Source organism: Breoghania corrubedonensis (genome assembly GCF_003053845.1).
In the GTDB taxonomy this organism is placed as follows: Bacteria; Pseudomonadota; Alphaproteobacteria; order Rhizobiales; family Stappiaceae; genus Breoghania; species Breoghania corrubedonensis.
In genome coordinates, this window is the sequence record NZ_QAYG01000001.1 from 362,940 (window position 1) to 382,386 (window position 19,447).

The 19,447-nt window shown below is 63.5% G+C and carries 16 protein-coding genes; 10 read left to right on the forward strand and 6 right to left on the reverse strand.

The annotated features are described in order from the left end of the window. Positions 1-37 precede the first annotated feature (37 nt). Positions 38-916 carry a TIGR01459 family HAD-type hydrolase gene (locus C8N35_RS01640; RefSeq protein WP_107987883.1) on the forward strand — a complete coding sequence of 293 codons (879 nt, stop codon included), beginning with the start codon at positions 38-40 and terminating at the stop codon, positions 914-916. A gap of 149 nt (positions 917-1,065) precedes the next feature. On the opposite strand, the gene C8N35_RS01645 is transcribed toward C8N35_RS01640, so the two are convergent. The 3 genes from C8N35_RS01645 to C8N35_RS01655 form a co-directional block, all read right to left on the reverse strand. Next, positions 1,066-3,036, reverse strand: a complete 1,971-nt coding sequence (locus C8N35_RS01645) for a bifunctional metallophosphatase/5'-nucleotidase (RefSeq protein WP_210203358.1) — start codon at positions 3,034-3,036, stop codon at positions 1,066-1,068. A gap of 201 nt (positions 3,037-3,237) precedes the next feature. Then, positions 3,238-3,915 carry a protein phosphatase CheZ gene (locus tag C8N35_RS01650; RefSeq protein WP_210203359.1) on the reverse strand — a complete coding sequence of 226 codons (678 nt, stop codon included), beginning with the start codon at positions 3,913-3,915 and terminating at the stop codon, positions 3,238-3,240. Between the two features lie 226 nt (positions 3,916-4,141). Continuing rightward, complete coding sequence (locus tag C8N35_RS01655; RefSeq protein ID WP_107987885.1) at positions 4,142-4,525, reverse strand: response regulator; 384 nt, start codon at positions 4,523-4,525, stop codon at positions 4,142-4,144. A gap of 254 nt (positions 4,526-4,779) precedes the next feature. Between C8N35_RS01655 and C8N35_RS01660 the strand changes: the two genes are divergently transcribed. Both C8N35_RS01660 and C8N35_RS01665 read left to right on the forward strand, forming a co-directional pair. After that, on the forward strand, positions 4,780-5,232 hold the full coding sequence (locus C8N35_RS01660; RefSeq protein WP_107987886.1) for a MaoC family dehydratase: 453 nt from the start codon (positions 4,780-4,782) through the stop codon (positions 5,230-5,232). Between the two features lie 125 nt (positions 5,233-5,357). Further along, on the forward strand, positions 5,358-6,386 hold the full coding sequence (locus C8N35_RS01665) for a bifunctional riboflavin kinase/FAD synthetase (protein WP_245926618.1): 1,029 nt from the start codon (positions 5,358-5,360) through the stop codon (positions 6,384-6,386). On the opposite strand, the gene C8N35_RS01670 is transcribed toward C8N35_RS01665, so the two are convergent. Together C8N35_RS01670 and C8N35_RS01675 are read right to left on the reverse strand one after the other, a co-directional pair. Continuing rightward, positions 6,347-7,591, reverse strand: a complete 1,245-nt coding sequence (locus tag C8N35_RS01670) for a glycosyltransferase family 87 protein (protein ID WP_107987888.1) — start codon at positions 7,589-7,591, stop codon at positions 6,347-6,349. The genes C8N35_RS01665 and C8N35_RS01670 overlap by 40 nt on opposite strands. A 186-nt stretch (positions 7,592-7,777) precedes the next feature. Further along, entirely contained in the window at positions 7,778-8,392 is a 615-nt protein-coding gene (locus C8N35_RS01675) for a hypothetical protein (RefSeq protein WP_107987889.1), read from the reverse strand. Between the two features lie 423 nt (positions 8,393-8,815). Between C8N35_RS01675 and ileS the strand changes: the two genes are divergently transcribed. From ileS to C8N35_RS23805, 6 genes are all read left to right on the forward strand, one after another. Further along, complete coding sequence (gene ileS / locus C8N35_RS01680) at positions 8,816-11,806, forward strand: isoleucine--tRNA ligase (protein WP_107987890.1); 2,991 nt, start codon at positions 8,816-8,818, stop codon at positions 11,804-11,806. Positions 11,807-11,817: 11 nt separating this feature from the next. After that, the gene (lspA, locus tag C8N35_RS01685) at positions 11,818-12,321 is read left to right on the forward strand and encodes a signal peptidase II (protein WP_107987891.1); all 504 of its coding nucleotides are present in this window, start codon (positions 11,818-11,820) and stop codon (positions 12,319-12,321) included. A gap of 90 nt (positions 12,322-12,411) precedes the next feature. Continuing rightward, positions 12,412-13,125, forward strand: a complete 714-nt coding sequence (locus C8N35_RS01690) for a hypothetical protein (protein ID WP_107987892.1) — start codon at positions 12,412-12,414, stop codon at positions 13,123-13,125. 411 nt (positions 13,126-13,536) lie between these two features. Further along, entirely contained in the window at positions 13,537-14,958 is a 1,422-nt protein-coding gene (locus C8N35_RS01695) for a M16 family metallopeptidase (RefSeq protein ID WP_245926619.1), read from the forward strand. Then, positions 14,958-16,340 carry a M16 family metallopeptidase gene (locus C8N35_RS01700; RefSeq protein ID WP_107987894.1) on the forward strand — a complete coding sequence of 461 codons (1,383 nt, stop codon included), beginning with the start codon at positions 14,958-14,960 and terminating at the stop codon, positions 16,338-16,340. Before C8N35_RS01695 ends, C8N35_RS01700 begins: the two co-directional genes overlap by 1 nt. 338 nt (positions 16,341-16,678) lie before the next feature. Beyond that, the gene (locus C8N35_RS23805) at positions 16,679-16,837 is read left to right on the forward strand and encodes a hypothetical protein (RefSeq protein WP_170121988.1); all 159 of its coding nucleotides are present in this window, start codon (positions 16,679-16,681) and stop codon (positions 16,835-16,837) included. Between the two features lie 626 nt (positions 16,838-17,463). On the opposite strand, the gene C8N35_RS01705 is transcribed toward C8N35_RS23805, so the two are convergent. Continuing rightward, positions 17,464-18,858: an EAL domain-containing protein gene (locus tag C8N35_RS01705; RefSeq protein WP_146177327.1), complete on the reverse strand. Its 1,395-nt coding sequence runs from the start codon at positions 18,856-18,858 to the stop codon at positions 17,464-17,466. Between the two features lie 310 nt (positions 18,859-19,168). Here C8N35_RS01705 and C8N35_RS01710 point away from each other — a divergent pair, with 310 nt between their 5' ends. Further along, positions 19,169-19,375 (forward strand): cation transporter, encoded by a 207-nt coding sequence (locus C8N35_RS01710; protein WP_107987896.1) that lies wholly within the window; start codon positions 19,169-19,171, stop codon positions 19,373-19,375. The last annotated feature ends 72 nt before the right edge of the window (positions 19,376-19,447 follow it).

Genomic DNA, 19,447 nt, shown 5'->3' on the forward strand with positions numbered 1-19,447 from the left:
AATCTTTTCCGTTTCATCTTACCAGATACGAGCCCCGATGACCGCCGACAGCCTGCTTCTTCCCGGACTTTCGATGATCGCATCCGACTACGACGGCATCCTGTGCGACGTGTGGGGTGTCGTGCACAACGGCGTGCGCGTCAATCCGGGCGCGAGCGAGGCGCTCTCACGGTTTCGCGAACAGGGCGGCCGGGTGGTGCTGATCACCAACGCACCGCGCCCCTCCGCCCCGATCTACGAACAGCTCGACAGTCTCGGCTGTCCGCGCGCCGCCTATGACACCATCGTCACCTCCGGCGACGTGACCCACGGATTGCTGAAGGCCTACGAGGGTGACACCGTCGTCCATATCGGGCCGGAGCGCGACTACACGCTCTACGAAGGCACGGGGCTTGCCGCAGTCGAGGACGATGCGCGGGCGCCCGATGGCGGGTTGATCGTCTGCACCGGGCTCTACGATGACGTCAACGAGACGCCGGAAGACTATCACGAGCGGTTCAGGAAGCTGATCGCGCGCGGGTTTTCCATGGTCTGCGCCAACCCGGACGTGGTCGTGGAGCGCGGCGACACGCTGATCTGGTGTGCGGGCGCCCTGGCGCGCGACTATGCGGCGCTCGGCGGCAAGGTGCAGATCCTCGGCAAGCCCTACAAGCCGATCTACGACCGCGCCATTGGCGAGCTGGAACGGCTCTCCGGCCGGGCACAGGACCGCGCGAAGGTGCTGGCCATCGGCGACGGTCTGCCGACCGACATCAAGGGCGCCTGCGGCCAGGGGCTCGACGTCCTCTTCATCACCGCCGGCATCCACGCCGCCGATTTCGGCGCCGCCGAAATGCCCGATGGTGGACTGGTCCGCGACCGGCTGGAAAGCGAGGGCCTCTCGGCGCGCGCCGCAATGCCCCGCCTCTCCTGGTAGTCAGAAGATCCGCTTTGGACGCGAGGACGAATGGTCCCGGGGTTCCGCGTGCCGGGCCACACCAGCCCAGGCACATGGAAAGGACGGCGCTTTCCGTTCTGCACGGATGGTTTGCCCATCAGACTTTTGCAATCTGATGGGCATGGACCTCAGGCGACCGTCAATCGACCATCCAGCTTCGCGCCCGTCACCTCACCGACCGTGCCGATCTGCCGGATCCTCGCAATCAGCTCGGTGCGATAGACAAGTCCGGTATGCGTAAAGTCGAACCCGCGCACGTCATAGCCCTTGACCTCGCGCTCCAGACCGCCGGCGATCAGCTTGCCGTTCCAGGCCTCTCCACCGGCCCCAAGGGCGATGTAGGTGTTGAAGGCCATGGTGAAGGTGTCGTTCTCGACTTCCTCCACCGGCCTGCCGTTGAGGATGATATCCACCGCGCGAGCCTCGGCAGGTGATGCGCCGAGCGCGATCCGGTAGCGGATGCCCGACGAGAAATGCAGAAAGCCGCGCGCGATGAACTCGGCGACATCCACCTTGTCCCTCTCTTCGGGACGCACGATGCGCCTGGCGTTGGAGTTCAGCATATCGCGGATCTGGGCCCCGGTGACACGGGCGATCTCGACCTGGTCGGCATAGGGCATCACATCGAACCAGGCGCGATAGGTCAGCGGTCCCGCCTCTATCCCGTGAACCAGTCCCGACGCGTTGAACAGCGAGAAGTCGACCTTGCCGGCGGCGAAGGTTTCTGAACGGGCCACAAGGGTGTCGTTCATGAAATTCGCCAATGCGATCTCGCCGGAATACCGGTCGCGCACGGTTTGCTGCGTCGAGACGGGCGCATCCTTGTCGACGGTACCGATCACCTCGGTCAGCTTTTCGTCGAGCGCGGAGATCATCGGCGCGATGACGGCGGTTTCGAACGCCTGGTCGTAGTCACCATCGTGTTCGAGATCGTCATAGCCGGCCTCGCCTTCCCTGACCCGGTCGTCGCGAAGCTTGATCGGATGCAGGTCGACATTGTTGAACCACTTGTCGCGCCCCTCGTCCGCCGCGACGGACATGGAGATGTTGCCCAGAAACTGGCCGAAAGCCTTGGCCTGGGTGAGCAGGACGCCGGAGACCATGTTGTGCTCATCCAGCCCGTCGGTGTTGAGCTCGGTATGGGAATGGCCGCCGATCAGGACCACAGGCTTTTGCGACATGGGCCCGATCGCCTCCGCGATCGAGAAGTCGCCTTCGCCGATCTTGCGCGCCGCGCCCGACTTTCCCGAACGGTGCATGCCCGCGCCATACCCGCAATGGGACAGGATCACGACCACGTCGGAAGCCGCCTCCACCGCCTTGTAGAGATTGGTGACCGCTCTCACCGGGCTCACCACCTGCAAGGTCGGATCGCTGTCCAGACCGGTGCGCGTGTCCACGGCGGTGGTCAGTCCGATAACGCCGACACGCAGCCCCTTCGCCTGCAGGATCGCTGCGGGAAAATAGTCGCGGTCACGTTCCAGATGGGTGGAGTTGTGAACGTTGGCACTCAGAAGCGGGAACCTGGCCTCGCGCCGGATGCCGAGTCTGAGCTGTGCGGAGCCGCGGTCGAATTCGTGGTTGCCCAGCGTCGCCAGTTCGATGCCCGCCGCCGCATTCGCGCGATAGCCGGGATCGGCGATGAACTCGTCTTCGTTCCAGCCGATGAGTTCGTCGAAGATCGAGCCCGTGTGATCGTCGCCGGCCGACAGGAACAGGACGATCTCGTCCTTGCGCGCCCGCTCGCGGGTTTCCCTGACGATCTTGACCATCTGAGCGAGGCGATGCGTGTCGCCCTTCTTCTTGCTCATGTCGGTCATGTGGTTGTGCATGTCGTTGAAGTGCATGAGCCGCAGCACGCGGCGCTCGCCGGGAGCCAGGGTCTTCTCCGGGACCGGCGCCCCGTCCTGCGCCACGATGGTGCGGATCGGACCCGACAACGGATCGCCCTTCAGCAAGAAGAGCTTTTCGACATTTCCCTGCGGGTTGGGCGTTGCCGCGACCAGTTGCAATTCACCGGCTGCGGGCGCCGCGTCCGCGCGGCGAACAAGCATGGGTGACAGGGCTGAAATCGTCGCACCACCGACGACGGTGGACATGAAGCAACGCCTTGTGAGGAGAGGCATCTTGGAGACTCGTTTCTAGACAGGATGGCAGGATAGCCGGGTCCTACTAAAAGGCCTCCGATAACGGTTTCATGACACCGCTTGCAGAATATCCGTGTGCGGAAACGCGCCCTTGAATGCGAAAAGAGCGGCCACCGGGACCGCTCTTTTCGCATTCAGCCGATCTGGTCGATCTCAATCGAAGAGCTTGTCAATATCCGCCTGGTCGGACCCGCCGAGCATGGCGTCGATCTCGTCCTGGGAGACACCCTCCCCGGCATGCTGCGGGCCGTGGAGAATCAGCTCGCGCTGGCGGCGCTCGTCCGCCGTCTCTTCGACATCGCCCTCATCATTTTCCATGATGCGCAGACGTTCGACGAAGTGCGTGACACGCTCGTCGATGTAAGACAGCGTCTTGACGACCTTGGAAATCCGCTGGCCCGTGATGTCCTGGAAGGCGCAGGCTTCAAAAATCTCGATCATCTTGTCGCCGACCATCGTCTGATAGGCGGTCGCGTCGGATGTGTCGGCAGCCATGATCTCTTCGGCGGCGGCCATGATCGTCTGGGTCGCCTCTTCCGTCGCGTCGACGATGGCGTCGAGCTCGCGGCCGGCCTCGGGAATGCGGTTGTGCTTCATGTCGGAGGCGCGAAGCTGAACCACTTCCTGCTTCATCCGCGCGATCTCGTTGGCGATATCCTCGAATTCCTGCCGCATCGAGGGGGCGTAGGAGTGGAGGAAACCCTTGAAATCGCCGGCCATAACTTCGGCCAGCCGCATCACGTCGTTCAGTGAGACGTGGTCTCCGCGGGCCTTGTTGTCCTCAAGAAACTTGATCACGCCCGAGACGTCGTTTTTCGTCATCGGTATCATGGCTTTTTCCCTGTCTGCCGCGCGCGCTGGCTCATTTTCCGCCTCGCGCGGGCTTTTATCCCTCCCGTCGGGCGCGCTGTCGCACGCCGGCGGATCCGAATCCGGTGTCCGGCCGGGCTGGTCTGATGCCGCGCCTGCCTGACCCGATTCGCTTTTTTCTATTATAGCGGGCCGCGACGCGTGCCGGTTCCCGTCTGACCGATTGCGCATGCCCTTCAGCCGTTCGCTAGTCGTTGAAGACCGCGTCGATCTTGCCCTTCAACGTCTGCGCATTGAACGGCTTCACGATGTAGTTGTTCACGCCCGCCTTCTTGGCGGCGATGACGTTCTCCGTTTTGGATTCCGCCGTCACCATGATGAAGGGCGTCTTGCAAAGACCCGAATCGGACCGAACCTGCTTCAGCAGCTCGTAACCGGTCATCGGCTCCATGTTCCAGTCGGAGATCACGAGACCGTACTTGCGCTGCTTCATCTTCTCCAGCGCCTCCGTGCCATCCGCAGCGTCATCGATATCGCTGAAGCCGAGTTGCTTCAGCAGGTTACGGATGATGCGGATCATCGTCTTGTAATCATCAACCACAAGAACCGGCATCGAAAGATCAAGGGCCATATTTTACTCCATGCACTCACCTGAACAGCCATGGCCATCGCGGCCGTACAGCGTTGTGACGATCCAGGAAAGAGATCTGCCGGTTCCCCGGCTCCCCACGCGTGGCTTCACAATAGGCAGAGGGGACTGAAAAGAGAGTTAAAATTCGAGGATGAACATGCACATGGCAGGCGAATGCTCCAAAAGCCGAATTGTGGGGTATCTTTGACGCCCTTAACCTGCGGCTCCATCCGCAGTTTCCCGGAAACCATACAATGTCCCTGCCTCCCCTGCGCACGCTCTATTTCGAAGACTTGGAAATCGGCATGAGCGAGAGCCTTACGAAGACCGTTCACAGCGACGATGTGGTCGGCTTTGCCGAAGTCTCCGGTGACCGCAATCCGATCCACCTTTCAGAACACTTCGCGGCCAGAACCCCGTTCCGCACGCGCATCGCACACGGCCTCTATACCGCCAGCCTGATCTCCGCCCTTCTGGGCACGCGCCTGCCCGGCCCCGGCGCGATCTATCTGTCGCAGACGCTCAACTTCAAGGCGCCGGTGAGGATCGATGACGTACTCACCGTCACGATCACGGTGTCGGAGCTGGTGGAGCGCGGCAGAAAGGCGCGCCTTTCCTGTGTCGCATCGGTGGGCGACACGGTCGTGCTGGAAGGCGAGGCCGTGGTGAAGGTGCCCGGTCGCGGCGATCCCGGCGGGGTCGATTAGGCCCGGCATTGCGGGGACCGTGCGCGGCGCAGCGGCCAGGCGAGCGGGACGTTTTACACGCTTGACCTTTGAGCGTTAAGTCGGCACGGTCCGCGCGCCTCTCCATGCCACCGGGATCCGCCCTCATGCCGCATGCCGCCGCACCGGCGCCGAAAGCGTTTCACGCCGCCTATTCCCTCGACGCCTTTCCCGGCGCCCTGAAGGGCGGGGTCGTTGGCATCGGCAATTTCGATGGCGTCCACCGGGGCCATCAGGCGGTGCTGGAAAAGGTGCGGGAAGAAGCCGACCGGTTGGGCTTGCCTGGCTACGTGATGACGTTCGAGCCGCACCCGCGCGCCTTCTTCACCCCGCAAAAGCCGCTGTTCCGGCTGACCCCGCCGCACGCCAAGGCGGAGATCGTACGGGCTTTCGGCCTCGAAGGATTGCTGGTCCTGCCCTTCGACGCCTCCTTCGCGCTGCGTGAGGCCTCGGACTTCGTCGAGCGCATTCTCGTGAAGCGGCTCTCCATCGTCCACGCGGTCACCGGCTACGACTTCCATTTCGGCCGCGCACGCGCCGGCACGCCCGACTACCTGCGCCAGTCGGGCGATAAGCACGGTTTCGGCGTCTCCATCGTCGATCGCGTGCATGACGAGGGCGGCGAGACGATCTCGTCCAGCCGCATCCGCAAGGCGCTTTCGGACGGCGAGATCGCACTGGCCAACGGGCTGCTGGGCTATCGCTGGTTCGCGGAGGGCGCAGTGCGCGATGGCGACAAGCGTGGCCGCGAACTCGGCTATCCGACGGCCAACATCGCGCTCAATCCCGACTGTGCGCTTGCCCACGGCATCTATGCGGTGCGCACCGTCATCGACGGCGTGCTGCACAACGGGGTGGCGAATTTCGGCCGCCGGCCGACCTTCGACAACGGCGCGCCGCTGCTGGAGGTCCATGTCTTCGACTTCGCCGGCAACCTCTATGGCAAGACGCTGGAAGTCTCCTTCGTCTCGTTCCTGCGCGGCGAGGAGAAATTCGACACTATCGACGCGCTGATCGTCCAGATGGACCGTGACAGCGAAGAGGCCCGCGCCGCGATCGCCGCGTTGCAACCGCTGTCGCCGCTGGACCTCGCCCTTTACGACATTCCGCGCGCCGGCGAGGCCGCCGCGGGCTGATCCGCTCCGCCGGGCTTTGGCGCAGCCGCCGCTTCCCGCCGCAGGCCGAGCAAAATCACGATGACCAGCAGCAGCGGTCCGGCAGGAAGCCACAGTTTCTCGGCAAGGCCGGCAGCGGCCCCGCTGAAAACGAGAACTCCGGCCAGCGCCGTCTTCTCGTAAGGCAGGAAGCCCTTCTCAATTCCTTCTCGAAGCAGGAAGGCCGCCGGGACGAGCATGAGCGTCAATTCGTAGCCAAAGGCGTAGGGGGTTGCGAGAACGCAAGCCGGGACGAGCACGAGGGCCCCGGCGACAAAGCTGCGCATGCGCATCCAGGTCCATGCCACGGCCGCCGCCGCGAACACACAGGCGAGCGCTTGCAGACACCAGCCTGTGGCCACATCGAGACCGAGCAGACGGGCCGCGGAATAGACCGAGATCGATCTTGCCCAGGGAACGGAGCCGTCCTGCAGCACGTCGCTGCCAACATGCATCTGTGCCACGAAGGCAACCCAGGGAGATGCCCCCAGAACCGCCCAGCTTGCCAAGGCGATGGCGATTGCCGACAGGCCGGCACCGAGAATTGTCCGCCAATGGCCGGAGACGAGCAACGCCGCCGGAACGAGCAGGCCGAGCTGTGGCTTGTAGGTCAGCAGACCGATCAGGAGACCGGCGGAAAACAACCCGCCGCGCCTCAGAAGCGCAAGCGCGAATGCGAACAACGCAGCCGATATCAACGTGTTCTGCCCGTGCAGGAGGGTGTTGAACGCGGCCGGCGCGGCGCACAGCAGCGCAACCAGACGCCAGTCCCCGGCCGCCATCCGCATCGCGGCAACGAAGAGGGCGAGGCTCAGCGCGGAAAACGCCAGAAAAGCGGGATAGAAATCCAGCGCGCCGAACGGCAGCACCGCCAGAAGCCAGGTCGGCGGGTAGAGAAAATTGAAGAATTCCGAGGTGTTTCCGGTGAGAGCCTGCTGAAAGGCGAGAAAAGCGGCGGTGTCGTATGGCGCGGCCGGAAAGCCGGAAAGCGCCTGGCCCGCCGCGAGCCAGAAGCTCAGGAAATCGATCAGCATCACATTCCCGGCGGGAGCGTGATAGGGGTTGGGAACGAGGATCATCGCGACGAAAGCCAGCACATAGGCGGCGAGCGCCAGTTGTACCGCGAAGCTCACGAGATCGGGCCGGACCCACGTGCCCTCGCGCATTTTCGTCACAATACTCGACATTCCCGCCCCTTGCGCCGCGTTCCCGATGGTGTCGGGGTCGTTGCAATAACTTACGTCGAGAATTTCAAGAAAACCTTGCCCGGGACGGATTTCGGTTTCCCCAGAACGGACGCAGCGAAAACGATCGCCGCGCCCGCATGAAAGAGATAGTCGAGAGACATGGGCAAGACGGACGGCGAACCGGCCTCACCGCGCCAGGCACACGACCTGCACTGGCAGTGAGGTCTTGGCGAGCTTGCGGCCGATCTCCCAGGGCTTGGGGTGCTTGTTTGCCTTGCGCCGGCATCCCATCACGACGGAAACCTTGTTGTTGATCTTGTAGGTCCAGTCGCGATCCAGAATGGCCGCGTTGGACCAGCCATCCGCCTTCAGTTTCGCCCGCTTGTGCTCGCAAAAGGCCTGGGGGCTTTTGAAGCCCGCCAGATAGACCGCCGACATGGGCACCGCCTTCGAGGCGATATGCTTGAACGTGCGCTGATCCTTGCCGTTCAAGGAGAAGATCTCCGGCAGCCCCTCATAGCTCGCATACTCCATCAAGGGTCCGCTCGGCACGCCGACCATTGCCTGGACATCGGAAATGCGATGGCCCTTCTTGCAGGCACCTTCCGTCCTGACGACGAACGTGTAGGTGTTGCCTGGTGACACATAATTGTTGCTCTGCACCCCCACCTTGATCGCAAACGGCAGTTGATGCTGTTCGATCTTCAAGGACTGCGGCTTGCCCTTGAGTTTCGCGTCCGCTTGCGTTGACATCAGCCCAATCAAAACGGCCGATCCGACGAGAAATAATTTCGATTTCATTTAAAAACTCCATCGCGAAAGTCATCTGATCGGGCTTTTATATATTTTCCTCAAAATAAATACTGTTGCCTACGTCACATCCCGGCGACTTGTGGCGATGGCGTCCGGCTGGTCGAGGCGCGGTGACGCGGGCATCGGGAGCTGGGCCATAAACACTTTATTCGTCGGCCTTTCGCTGGTATCAGAACCGGCATGATGCGCTCGTTTTCTCTTCGGCGGTGCTTGCCGGTTCCGCGCCACATACGAATTACCGGCCCGGCCTTCGGCTGACGGGGCATCCGCTCCAGCCTGAGGGACCGGGACGAAGGCGCCGGCGTACCTGCCGGCTGCTCCACCTTATCCTTTCGCGTTTGCGCCGACGCGAGGCCACGGCATCACGCCGGCGCCCGCGCTCCGGCTTCAAGACCAGCACAGATCCGAGCGATGACCGAAACACGCGACTATTCGAAAACCCTCTTCCTGCCCCAGACCGATTTCCCCATGCGCGCCGGGCTCCCCAAGAAGGAGCCGGAAATCCTCGAGCGCTGGCAGGAAATGGACCTCTACAAGCGCATGCGCGAGGATGCGGCGGGCCGGCACAAGTTCCTGCTGCATGACGGCCCTCCCTATGCCAACGGCAACATCCATATCGGCCATGCGCTGAACAAGACGCTGAAGGACATCATCACCCGCTCCATGCAGATGATGGGTTGGGACAGCAACTACGTGCCCGGCTGGGACTGCCACGGCCTGCCGATCGAATGGAAGATCGAGGAGGAGAAATACCGCTCCAAGGGCAAGCAGAAGCCGGATCTCACCGACGCGCAAGCCATGGTCGCCTTCCGCCAGGAATGCCGCGCCTATGCGGAACACTGGATCGGCGTGCAGCGCGACGAGTTCAAGCGCCTCGGCATAGAGGGCGACTGGGAGAACCCGTACCTGACGATGCGCTTCGAATCCGAAGCGATCATCGCCGAGGAACTGATGAAGTTCGCCCGCACCGGCCAGCTCTATCGCGGTTCCAAGCCGATCATGTGGTCGGTCGTTGAGAAGACCGCGCTGGCGGAAGCCGAGATCGAGTATCACGACCACGAGTCCGATACGATCTGGGTGAAGTTTCCGATCACGGAAGCCGGCGGCACCAACGAGGCCGTGGCGGATGAGCTGCTCGACGCCTTCGTCGTCATCTGGACGACCACGCCCTGGACCATCCCGGGCAACCGCGCGGTCTGCTTTTCCTCACGCATCTCCTATGGCCTTTATGAGGTCACGGGCGCGGAGAACAATTTCGGGCCGCAGCCGGGCGAAAAGCTGATCTTTGCCGACACGCTGGCTTCCGAGTGCGCCGCCAAGGCCAAGCTGACCTTCGAGCGCAAGCGCGATGTCACCGCCGATGAGCTCGCCTCGCTGACGCTCGCCCATCCGCTGACCGACATCGGCTACGATTTCGACGTCCCGCTTCTCGACGGCGATCACGTCACCGACGACGCCGGCACGGGCTTCGTGCATACCGCGCCGGGCCATGGCGCCGACGATTTCGAGATCTGGATGGAGAGGCGCGCCGAGATCGAGGCACGCGGCATCTCCTCCGCCATCCCGTTCACAGTCGACGACGCCGGCTATTACACGGCGGATGCGCCGGGCTTCGGACCCGACGCAGAGGGCGGACCGGCCCAGGTCATCACCGCCAAGGGCGACAAGGGCGACGCCAACAAGCGCGTCATCGCGGCGCTGATCGCGGCGGACGCGCTGTTTGCGCGCGGCCGCCTCAAGCACCAGTACCCGCATTCCTGGCGCTCCAAGAAGCCGATCATCTTCCGCAACACGCCACAGTGGTTCGTCTACATGGACAAGGAGCTTTCCGACGGCTCCACGCTGCGCGGCCGCGCTTTGCAGGCGATCTCCGAAACCCGTTTCGTGCCCGCATCCGGCCAGCACCGACTCAATGGCATGATCGAGAACCGGCCAGACTGGGTGTTGTCGCGTCAGCGCGCCTGGGGCGTGCCGATCACCGTCTTCCGCCACGAAGACGGCCGACTCGCGCCGGGACCGGATTTCGACAAGTCCGACGAACTCGGCACCCGCATCTCGGACGCCTTCAAGGCCGAAGGCGCGGACGCCTGGTACAAGGAAGGCGCGAAGGAGCGGTTCCTCGGCGGTCTGGTCAACGATCTCGACGCCTGGACCCAGGTCACCGACATTCTCGATGTGTGGTTCGATTCCGGCTGCACCCACGCCTTCTGTCTGGAAAAGCGCCCCGATCTCAGCCCCAAGCGGGCGGTGGACGGCGGCGGGGACTATGTCCTTTATCTTGAAGGCTCCGACCAGCACCGCGGCTGGTTCCATTCCTCGCTTCTGGAAAGCTGCGGCACGCGCGGCCGCGCGCCTTACGACGCGGTGCTGACCCACGGCTTCACGATGGCCGAGGACGGGCGCAAGATGTCGAAGTCGCTGGGCAACCAGACCTTCCCGCAGGACGTCATCAAGCAGTACGGCGCCGATATCCTGCGGCTGTGGGTGGCGTCGGCCGACTATTCCGACGATCAGCGCATCGGCGCGGAAATCCTCAAGACCAACGCGGATGCCTATCGCAAGATGCGCAACACCATCCGCTGGATGCTGGGTTCGCTGGCGCATGCCAGGGGCGAGGACGTCACCTTTGCCGACATGCCCGAGCTGGAGCGGTTGATGCTGCACCGGCTTGCCGAACTCGACGGCGTGGTGCGGTCCGCCTATGACGCCTTCGACTTCAAGCGGGTGTTCTCACAGGTCTTCACCTTCATGACGGTGGACCTTTCAGCCTTCTATTTCGACATCCGCAAGGACGCGCTCTACTGCGATCCGATCTCGTCCACGCGGCGCAAGGCGGCGCTTTGGGTGATCGAGAAGCTGTTCGACGCGGTCGTGACCTGGCTCGCCCCCATACTGCCCTTCACGATGGAGGAGAGCTGGTTGTCGCGCCACGGCGAGGACGCAGGCTCGGTCCATCTCAGGCAGTTCCCGAGCTTCCCGGACGAATGGCGCGACGAGGGTCTCGCCCAACGTTGGGCGAAGATCCGCGATGTCCGCCGCGCCGTCACCGGCGCGCTGGAGCTGGAGCGTGCGGAAAAGCGCATCGGTTCCTCGCTGGAGGCGCATCCGACCGTCTACATCGCCGATCCGGAGTTGCTGGCCTCGCTTGAGGGCCGCGACATGGAGGACATCTGCATCACCAGCCAGCTGACCACCGTGGCGGGCGATGCGCCGGCGGGCGCCTTCACGCTCGACGACGTTCCCGGCGTCGGCGTGGTGCCGGGGCTGGCGCAAGGCACGAAGTGCGCTCGGTCCTGGAAAGTGCTGCCGGAAGTGGGATCCGATCCCGACTATCCGGACGTGACCCCGCGCGATGCCCAGGCGTTGCGCGAGTTCGATGCACTTGCAGCCGCCTCGGCCTGAACGGAAAAGGGATGAGCGCGATGACCCTTTGGGGACGCCACAGCGGCATGGTCGCGCTCATCGCCATTGTCGGGCTTGTGCTCGATCAGGCGACGAAGCTGTGGCTTCTCAACGGATTCGACCTCGGCGCGACCGGGCCCGTCGCTCTCACGCCCTTTCTCGATATCGTTCTGGTGTGGAACCGGGGAATCTCCTACGGGCTCTTCCAGCAGGACAGCGAGACGGGGCGGTGGCTGCTCGCCGCCTTCACACTCGCCGCCGCGGTGGCGATCTGGATCTGGGCGGCTGGTTCCCAACGTTTCGTCACGGGGTTGGCGCTTGCCTTCATCCTGGCGGGCGCCATCGGCAACGGCATCGATCGTCTTGTCTTCGGCGCCGTCGTCGATTTCGTGCATTTCCACGTGGGGTCATTTTCGTGGTATGTGTTCAACATCGCGGACGTCTGGATCGTTGCGGGTGTGATCGGCCTTCTGTATGACTGGCTGACCGATCGCGGCGGAAGTGCCGCAAAATAGGCGTTATTGCCCGCTAACCGCACGCTCAGGGAGAGCTTTTCGTATTTCCCTGCGCCGACCGGCCAAGCAGCAAACCTGAGGACAACAACCGTGCCGAGTACCCGACCGCGTTCGATCGCCCGTCTCGCCGTGGTGGCCGCCATCGGCCTTGGCATGACCGGCTGCATGTCCAACTCAGAGGGCATGTACGGGTCCGACGGCACCGCGCCCGACGTGGCGCTGGTCAAGGGCCTCATGAAATCGATTGGCGCGGTCGATCCGAACGAGAAGCCGATCAATTATCAGCCGCGCGCGCCGCTCGCCATTCCGAGCGACCAGAAGGATCTGCCGAGCCCGGAGACCGCCGCCGCCACGCCGGCCAACTGGCCGCGCGACAAGGATGCGGAGCTCGCCGCCATTCAGAAGGCGAACGACCGGCGCGAGGCGGAAGCCAACATCAACATCGAGAAAAGCAGCCATCGCCTCGGCATCGAGGAGGTCAAGAAGGGCACGCTCGCCGGCAATGATCGCCTCAAGGACGGCCCCGGCTCTATCCGCGATGACGGTTCCTGGGAAAACAGCCAGAACCGCCTGACCATCGAGCAGATGAAGGGCCAGAAGATGGTCAAGCCGGAGGATACGGCGAAGCTCTTCGATGCGAACGGCAAGCCGCAGCGCAACTACCTGATCGAACCGCCGGTGGAATATTCCACCCCGGCAGCAACCGCCGCCCTTCCTGATGTGGAAGCCATCAAGAAGGAAAAGGTCAAGCCCGCGACCGACACGATCGACGATTACGATCCCCGCCGCGATACGACGCGCTGACGGCCCGCGCCGCAGGACCTGTTTGCGGCCACTCTTTCAATGACCTCTCCTCCCTTGGGGAGAGGTTGGCTCACATGCACCGGCTGAGGGATGGAGATATCCCTCTTTCATGAAGGCCCGTTTCCCTCACCCGATCGGGGAGGGATGCGTTCATGCCGTGTCGTGTGACGTCGCTTGTCTCTGCGATCGAGTGGGGCCGGCGCCTTACCGCATTTTCCCAAAAGGCCGCTCACATTCTCGAGACGGGACAATGGCCCGGCGCACCGGAACGCTGCGTTTCCTGCGATTTCCGGCGCATCTTGCGTAACAGCCCCCACGCATCCTTACGGATAATTCATTCGCGCTGGCGCCCGCAAACTGCCTATATCCTTCGCGAGAGTGCACACGCGATCAGCGAAGGAGCCTCAATCCGTGTCTTTAACGAAAAGCCGGTTCATGCAGGCGGCATGCGCCGCTGCCCTCGCCTTCACCATCGTGGCCGGCCCCGTGCCGAGCCTGGCGGAGACTGCGAAACCCTCAGCGGCATCCGACTTCGCCGATGTGAAGATCGGCGCCGATGTTTCCACCTTCACCCTCGACAACGGTCTGCAGGTGGTGGTCATTCCCGACCATCGCGCGCCCGTCGTCACCCAGATGATCTGGTACAAGGTGGGGGCCGCGGACGAAAGCCCGGGCAAGTCCGGCATCGCCCATTTCCTCGAACACCTGATGTTCAAGGGCACCAAGACGCACCCGCAGGGCGAGTTTTCCGCCGTCGTGTCCGAACTGGGCGGCTCGGAAAATGCCTTCACCTCCTCCGACTACACCGCCTATTTCCAGCGTGTGGCCAAGCAGCACCTGAAGACGGTCATGTCGTTCGAGGCGGACCGGATGGAAAACCTGGTGCTCAGCGATGCCGTGGTGGCGCCTGAACGCAAGGTCATCCTGGAAGAGCGTTCGATGCGCGTCGACAACGACCCCGGCTCGCGTCTGAGCGAGGCGGTGAACAGCGTCCTCTATGCCAATAACAGCGGCTATGCGATTCCCATCATCGGCTGGCGGGCGGAGATGGAGAAGCTGTCTGCGAAGGACGCCATCGCCTTCTACAACCGCTTCTACACGCCCAACAATGCGGTGCTGGTGATCGCCGGCGACGTCGACGAGGCGCAAGTCAAGACGCTCGCCGAAGAGACCTACGGCAAGGTCGCCCGCCGGGCCGATCCGCCCGCGCGCCTGCGTCCGGCCGAACCGCCCCTGCCCGGCCACCGCATCGTTCGGCTTTCCGATCCGCGCGTGAAGCAACCGAGCGTGCGCGATGCCTGGATCGTGCCGAGCTACACCACCGCAAAGAACGGCGAGGCCGAAGCGCTCGATGTGCTTGCCGACGTTCTCGGCGGAGGCGCGACCAGCCGGCTCTATCGCCAGCTCGTCGTCACCGACAAGATCGCCACCAGCGCGGGCAGCTACTATTCCAGCACCCAGCTCGGCCCCACCGACTTCACCGTCTATGCCGTGCCACGCGACGGGGTGAGCCTTGACGACGTGCGGGCGGCCTCGACGAAGGTGATCGCCGACATCGCCAGGAACGGCATCACCGACGAAGAGCTTGCCCGCGCCAAGCGCAAGGTGCTTGCCAATGCGATCTACGCCCAGGACAGCCAGTCGACGCTGGCGCGCATCTTCGGAAGCACGCTGACCACCGGCGGCACCATCAAGGACGTGCAGGAATGGCCGGCGCGGATCTCCAGGGTGACGGCCGACCAGGTCAAGGCGGCGGCGGCCTATCTCGACGCGAACCGCTCCGTCACCGCCTATCTCACCGGCAAGCCGATTGAGGACGGGAACAAATCCTGATGACCCATCATAATCCGAGAACACCGCGCGCAACGGCACAGGCCGCGGCGCGTGCCGACACCTCAGCCGCACGCCGCGGGTTCGCGGCGCTCGTCACGCTTACCGTCCTGCTGATGCTGGCGCTGCTTGCCCGTCCCGTCCACGCCACGGAAATCCAGCGCGTCGTCAGTCCCGGCGGCATCGAGGCCTGGCTGGTGGAGGACCACACCATTCCGCTGATCTCGGTCGACTTCGCCTTCGAGGGCGGAGCGACACAGGATCCGAACGGCAAGGAAGGCCTCACCAACCTGATGTCGACGCTGCTCGACGAGGGGGCAGGCGATCTCGATTCGCAGGCCTACCAGACCAGGCTGGAGGACCTTTCCGTCGAGATCGGCTTCAATGCCGGACGCGACAGCTTTTCCGGCAGCATGAAGACCCTGACCGCCAACCGTGACGCGGCCTTCGACATGCTGAGCCTCGCGATCACCGATCCGCATTTCGACAAGGATGCGATCGAGCGCATGCGCACCCGGCTGATCGCCGGCATCCGCAATGACAGCCGCGATCCCGATTCGGTGGCAAGCGAGCGCTGGTTCGCCGCCGCCTTCCCCGGCCACCCCTACGGGCGGCGCACGGAAGGAACGGAGAAGACGCTCGCCGCCATCACCCGCGACGATCTCGTGACGCTGCACAAGCACCTGATGGCGCGCGGCAACCTGAAGATCGCCGTCGTCGGCGCGATCGACGCAAAGACGCTGGGCCCGCTGCTCGACAAGACCTTCGGCAAGCTTCCGGCCAAGGCGGAGCTCGTCAAGGTGCCCGACGCGACGCCGAAGACAGGCGTGACGGAAAACGTCAACATGGATGTGCCGCAAGCGGTGATCCGTCTCGGACTGCCGGGACTGAAGAGGGCCGACCCGGACTTCATCCCGGCCTATGTGATGAACCACATCCTGGGCGGCGGCAGCTTCTCCTCCAGGCTTTATGAGGAAGTGCGCGAGAAGCGCGGGCTGGCCTATTCGGTCTGGTCCTATCTCGCGCCCTACGACCATGCGGGCATCCTGATGGCCGGGACAGGAACGCGTTCGGACAGCGCGGGCGAGACGCTCAAGATCATGGAAGAGCAGATCGCGCGCATGGCCAAGGACGGGCCGACGGCAGACGAGCTCAAGAAGGCCAAGAGCTATCTCACCGGCTCCTATGCACTGCGCTTCGACACCTCGGGCAAGATCGCCAACCAGCTTGTCGGCATCCAGATGGAAAATCTGGGCATCGACTACATCAACAAGCGCAACGACCTTATCGAGGCGGTGACGCTTGACGACGTCAAGCGGGTTGCGAAGGAGCTTCTTGGCGGCAAGACGCCGACGATCGTCACGGTGGGCCGCGCGGCCTCCTGATCCTCTTCAAAAGCCGACTATTGAGGGCGGGACGGCCGGCAGGCAGTCCCGCCCTTTTCTTTTGCCCGACGGCGCGCGGGAACCTTGCCGCACGGAACTTCCAACCATGAGATATATACGGACAAAAAACCGTGCCAAATGAGCGCAGGTGACATGGTGCCGCTCGTCCCAAATGACAATACTGCGCTATAACCCTTGAAAATCAGTCAGTTCTGAGCTTTTCGGGACCCTGCCATGCAGAAGCTGGAATCCACAGTTCCGACACTATTTTGACACAATTCAGCCACGATTGAAGCCTAGCTCGCCGCTACCTGATTATTGACTGAAGGTTCAAAAAAATGAGTCAAGGCGTTGCAATGGGCATCGGGCTCGGCATTGGTGCCGCGGTTGGTGCTTCCTTCGTCAGCTCGACACTCGGGCTCCTTGTCGCGGTTGCCGTAGGCATCTTCGCGAGCGGCTTCTTCTACTCCGTCCAGGGTGCCACCGAGGACGAATAGACACGTTTCGGCCCCCGCATGGGGGCTGAGGATGAAAGCGGCGTCACACCCGGCGCACGCGACCCATCCTCCGAGACGCAGCCCGCCCCGGCTCCTCACGATGAGCCCGCCCCTCCCAGTGCCAGAGAGCATCAAAGAGGCGGGTTCATCCCGGGGAGCCAGGCGGGGACAGGGAGCGTCTCGCAGGATGGGCCGCAGGGCCCGCCGCACAGTCCCTCTGACGACTGGGCAGACGAACCAAGCGATTCCCCTGTCCATGGGACGCGCACGCGTCTCGATACCTGCGTGTCCGCCGTCCCGACTTGATCGGGCATCCATTGGTATTGCGATACGGACAGATTAGGGGCAGCGTCCTCGCGGCGGATCCTCGGGCAGGCAAACGGTCGTCCCGCACCGAGATGGTATTGAACCCCGATCAGATCTGTAATGACAGAAGGCGCCCTGCGCGCGCGACAGCCGCATGGTTGCCCGCCTCATGCTGCCCGCTCTTTCTTCCCGATCCTTAAACTGCCCGCCCTCTCACAATGTCCCGGCTCACAGTGCCCCGGCTCACAATTCCCCAGCACGGTCGAGCCGCTCATGCGGCTCCGTGCGAACGCGAGAGGAGAAGGTCTGAGGCGGTTTCTTTACCCGACCGCTCGGCGGCGTTCGCTACCCGGCAGCGGGCCGCCCTGGAGCACATCGGCGCGTACCGGGCGCGGTGGCGAGAACAGGAAGCCCTGTCCGTAGCCGATGCCGAATTCCAGAACCTCCAGCACCTGCGCCTCCGTCTCGATATGGTCGGCGACGAGTTCGATGCCATAGCGCACGAGCAGATCGGCGAAGTCATGGGGATGGATGTCGCCGGCAACCGCGGGCGCGCGGCCGAGAAGCCGGTCGGCCGCGATCTTGCCGTAGGCGAAACCGCGACGGCTCAAGCCCCTGAAATCCGCGCCCATGTCCGTGATCTGGTCGACTGAGAAGCGGAAACCCACGTCATGCAACGCCGACAGGGTCTCGAATTCCAGCGGCCCCATCGCGTCGACGCCCGCCTGGGTGAATTCGAGCACGATCAGTTCCGCAAGCTGGCGGTTCTTGTCCATGTACTCGATGAAGCCGGGAAAGAACTTGTCATCCGACAGGGTCAGCGGCGAGATGTTGCAGAACAGGCCCACCGCCTTGTTGCGCGAGGCGAGCCGCCGCAAAACCTGAACCGAGCGCAGCAGCAGGACGTTGTCCACCGTGGGAATGATGCCGAGGCTTTCGGCGATCGGCACGGTGTGAAGCGGCAGGAGAACCTCTCCGTCTTCCGTGCGCAGGCGCGTCAGCGCCTCGTAGTAACGCACCTGTCGCTGAGGCAGCGTAACCACGGGCTGGAGATAGAGATCGATGCGGCTCGCCTCCACCGCGCGCGCGACCGCGTCGCGAAGCGCAGGGTCGTCCGTACCGCCGCCCGCGCCCCACAGCGCGGCGCCGGGATCCTGCCAGGACACTCCGCCCGCGTCCCCGTATGCCTGCCCCGATCCCGGGTTCCCAGACTGGGCGTAGGCCTGGCCGTTGGCGATTGCGCGAGGAGGAGCCGAAAGTCCGGCGGGCTGAGGCGAGACGTAGCCGCCACCGGCGCGCGCGTTCATCAGCGCCGGCATCTCGGTCACCCGCGTTTCCAGATCGGCGACCGCCTCGGCGATCTGCTTGACCAGAGTGCCCAGAACCTCGACCTCGACAAAGACAGGCTCGATCTCGTCGCGAGCGCGTGCGGGAAAGCCGTTCTCGAAAGCGCTGAGGCGGTTTTCCAGGCTCTGAACTTCCTGATTGATCTGCACCACGCCACGGCTGACCATGTCCACTTGGCGCTGGGTGCGGTTCTTGTCGCGGGTGCGCATCACCTGGAGGTTGACCAGATATTGCGCCACGAGGATCGCCGTGCCCACGATCGTCGCGTCGCCCAGGCTCGTGCCGAAAAGGAAATACAGGACGGCACTCGCCGAACCGGCGATCACCACCATGCACATTCCAATGAAAAGCGCCGATACCCAGGCCATGTCCGCGTCAGCCGCCGTCGCAGGTCGAATCAATACCAATTTCCGGCAATTCTGCCCGAAAGCGGCACCATAACCCAATGGCGGCAGCGCGTCGGCAGCGGAAAAACGTAAATAGGCGTTAAGGATCGCCGATCTCCCCCGTTATCTTTGATCATCCCAGTGGGGGAAAACCCGCAAACCGCCTTGAGCAGGCGTGCCTTACGGCCCGGGGCGCTGCGACATCTTGACCGTTGACCTTCCAGTCGCTGCAAGGTCCATCCTCATTTTCAACGTCAAATTCAGCCGCATTGGCAAACGAGCGGAGAAGACAATGATTGTTCTGACTGTCGAAGGAATGTCCTGCGATCACTGCAAGAAGGCGGTTGCGAACGCCGTCGCCGGCGTCGACCCGAAGGCCGAGTACTCCATCGATCTGGAAAGCGGCCGCGTCGAGGTCTCGTCCGAGTTGCCGGCGAAGAGCTTCGCCGACGCGATCGAGGAAGCCGGTTACGACATCGCTGGCACGCAAGCGGCCTGAACACGGACCGCCCCCGTCAAGGGTCGGCACGCCTGCCTTGCGCGCGCCGCCTCCCCTGCCCTTCTGTCTATC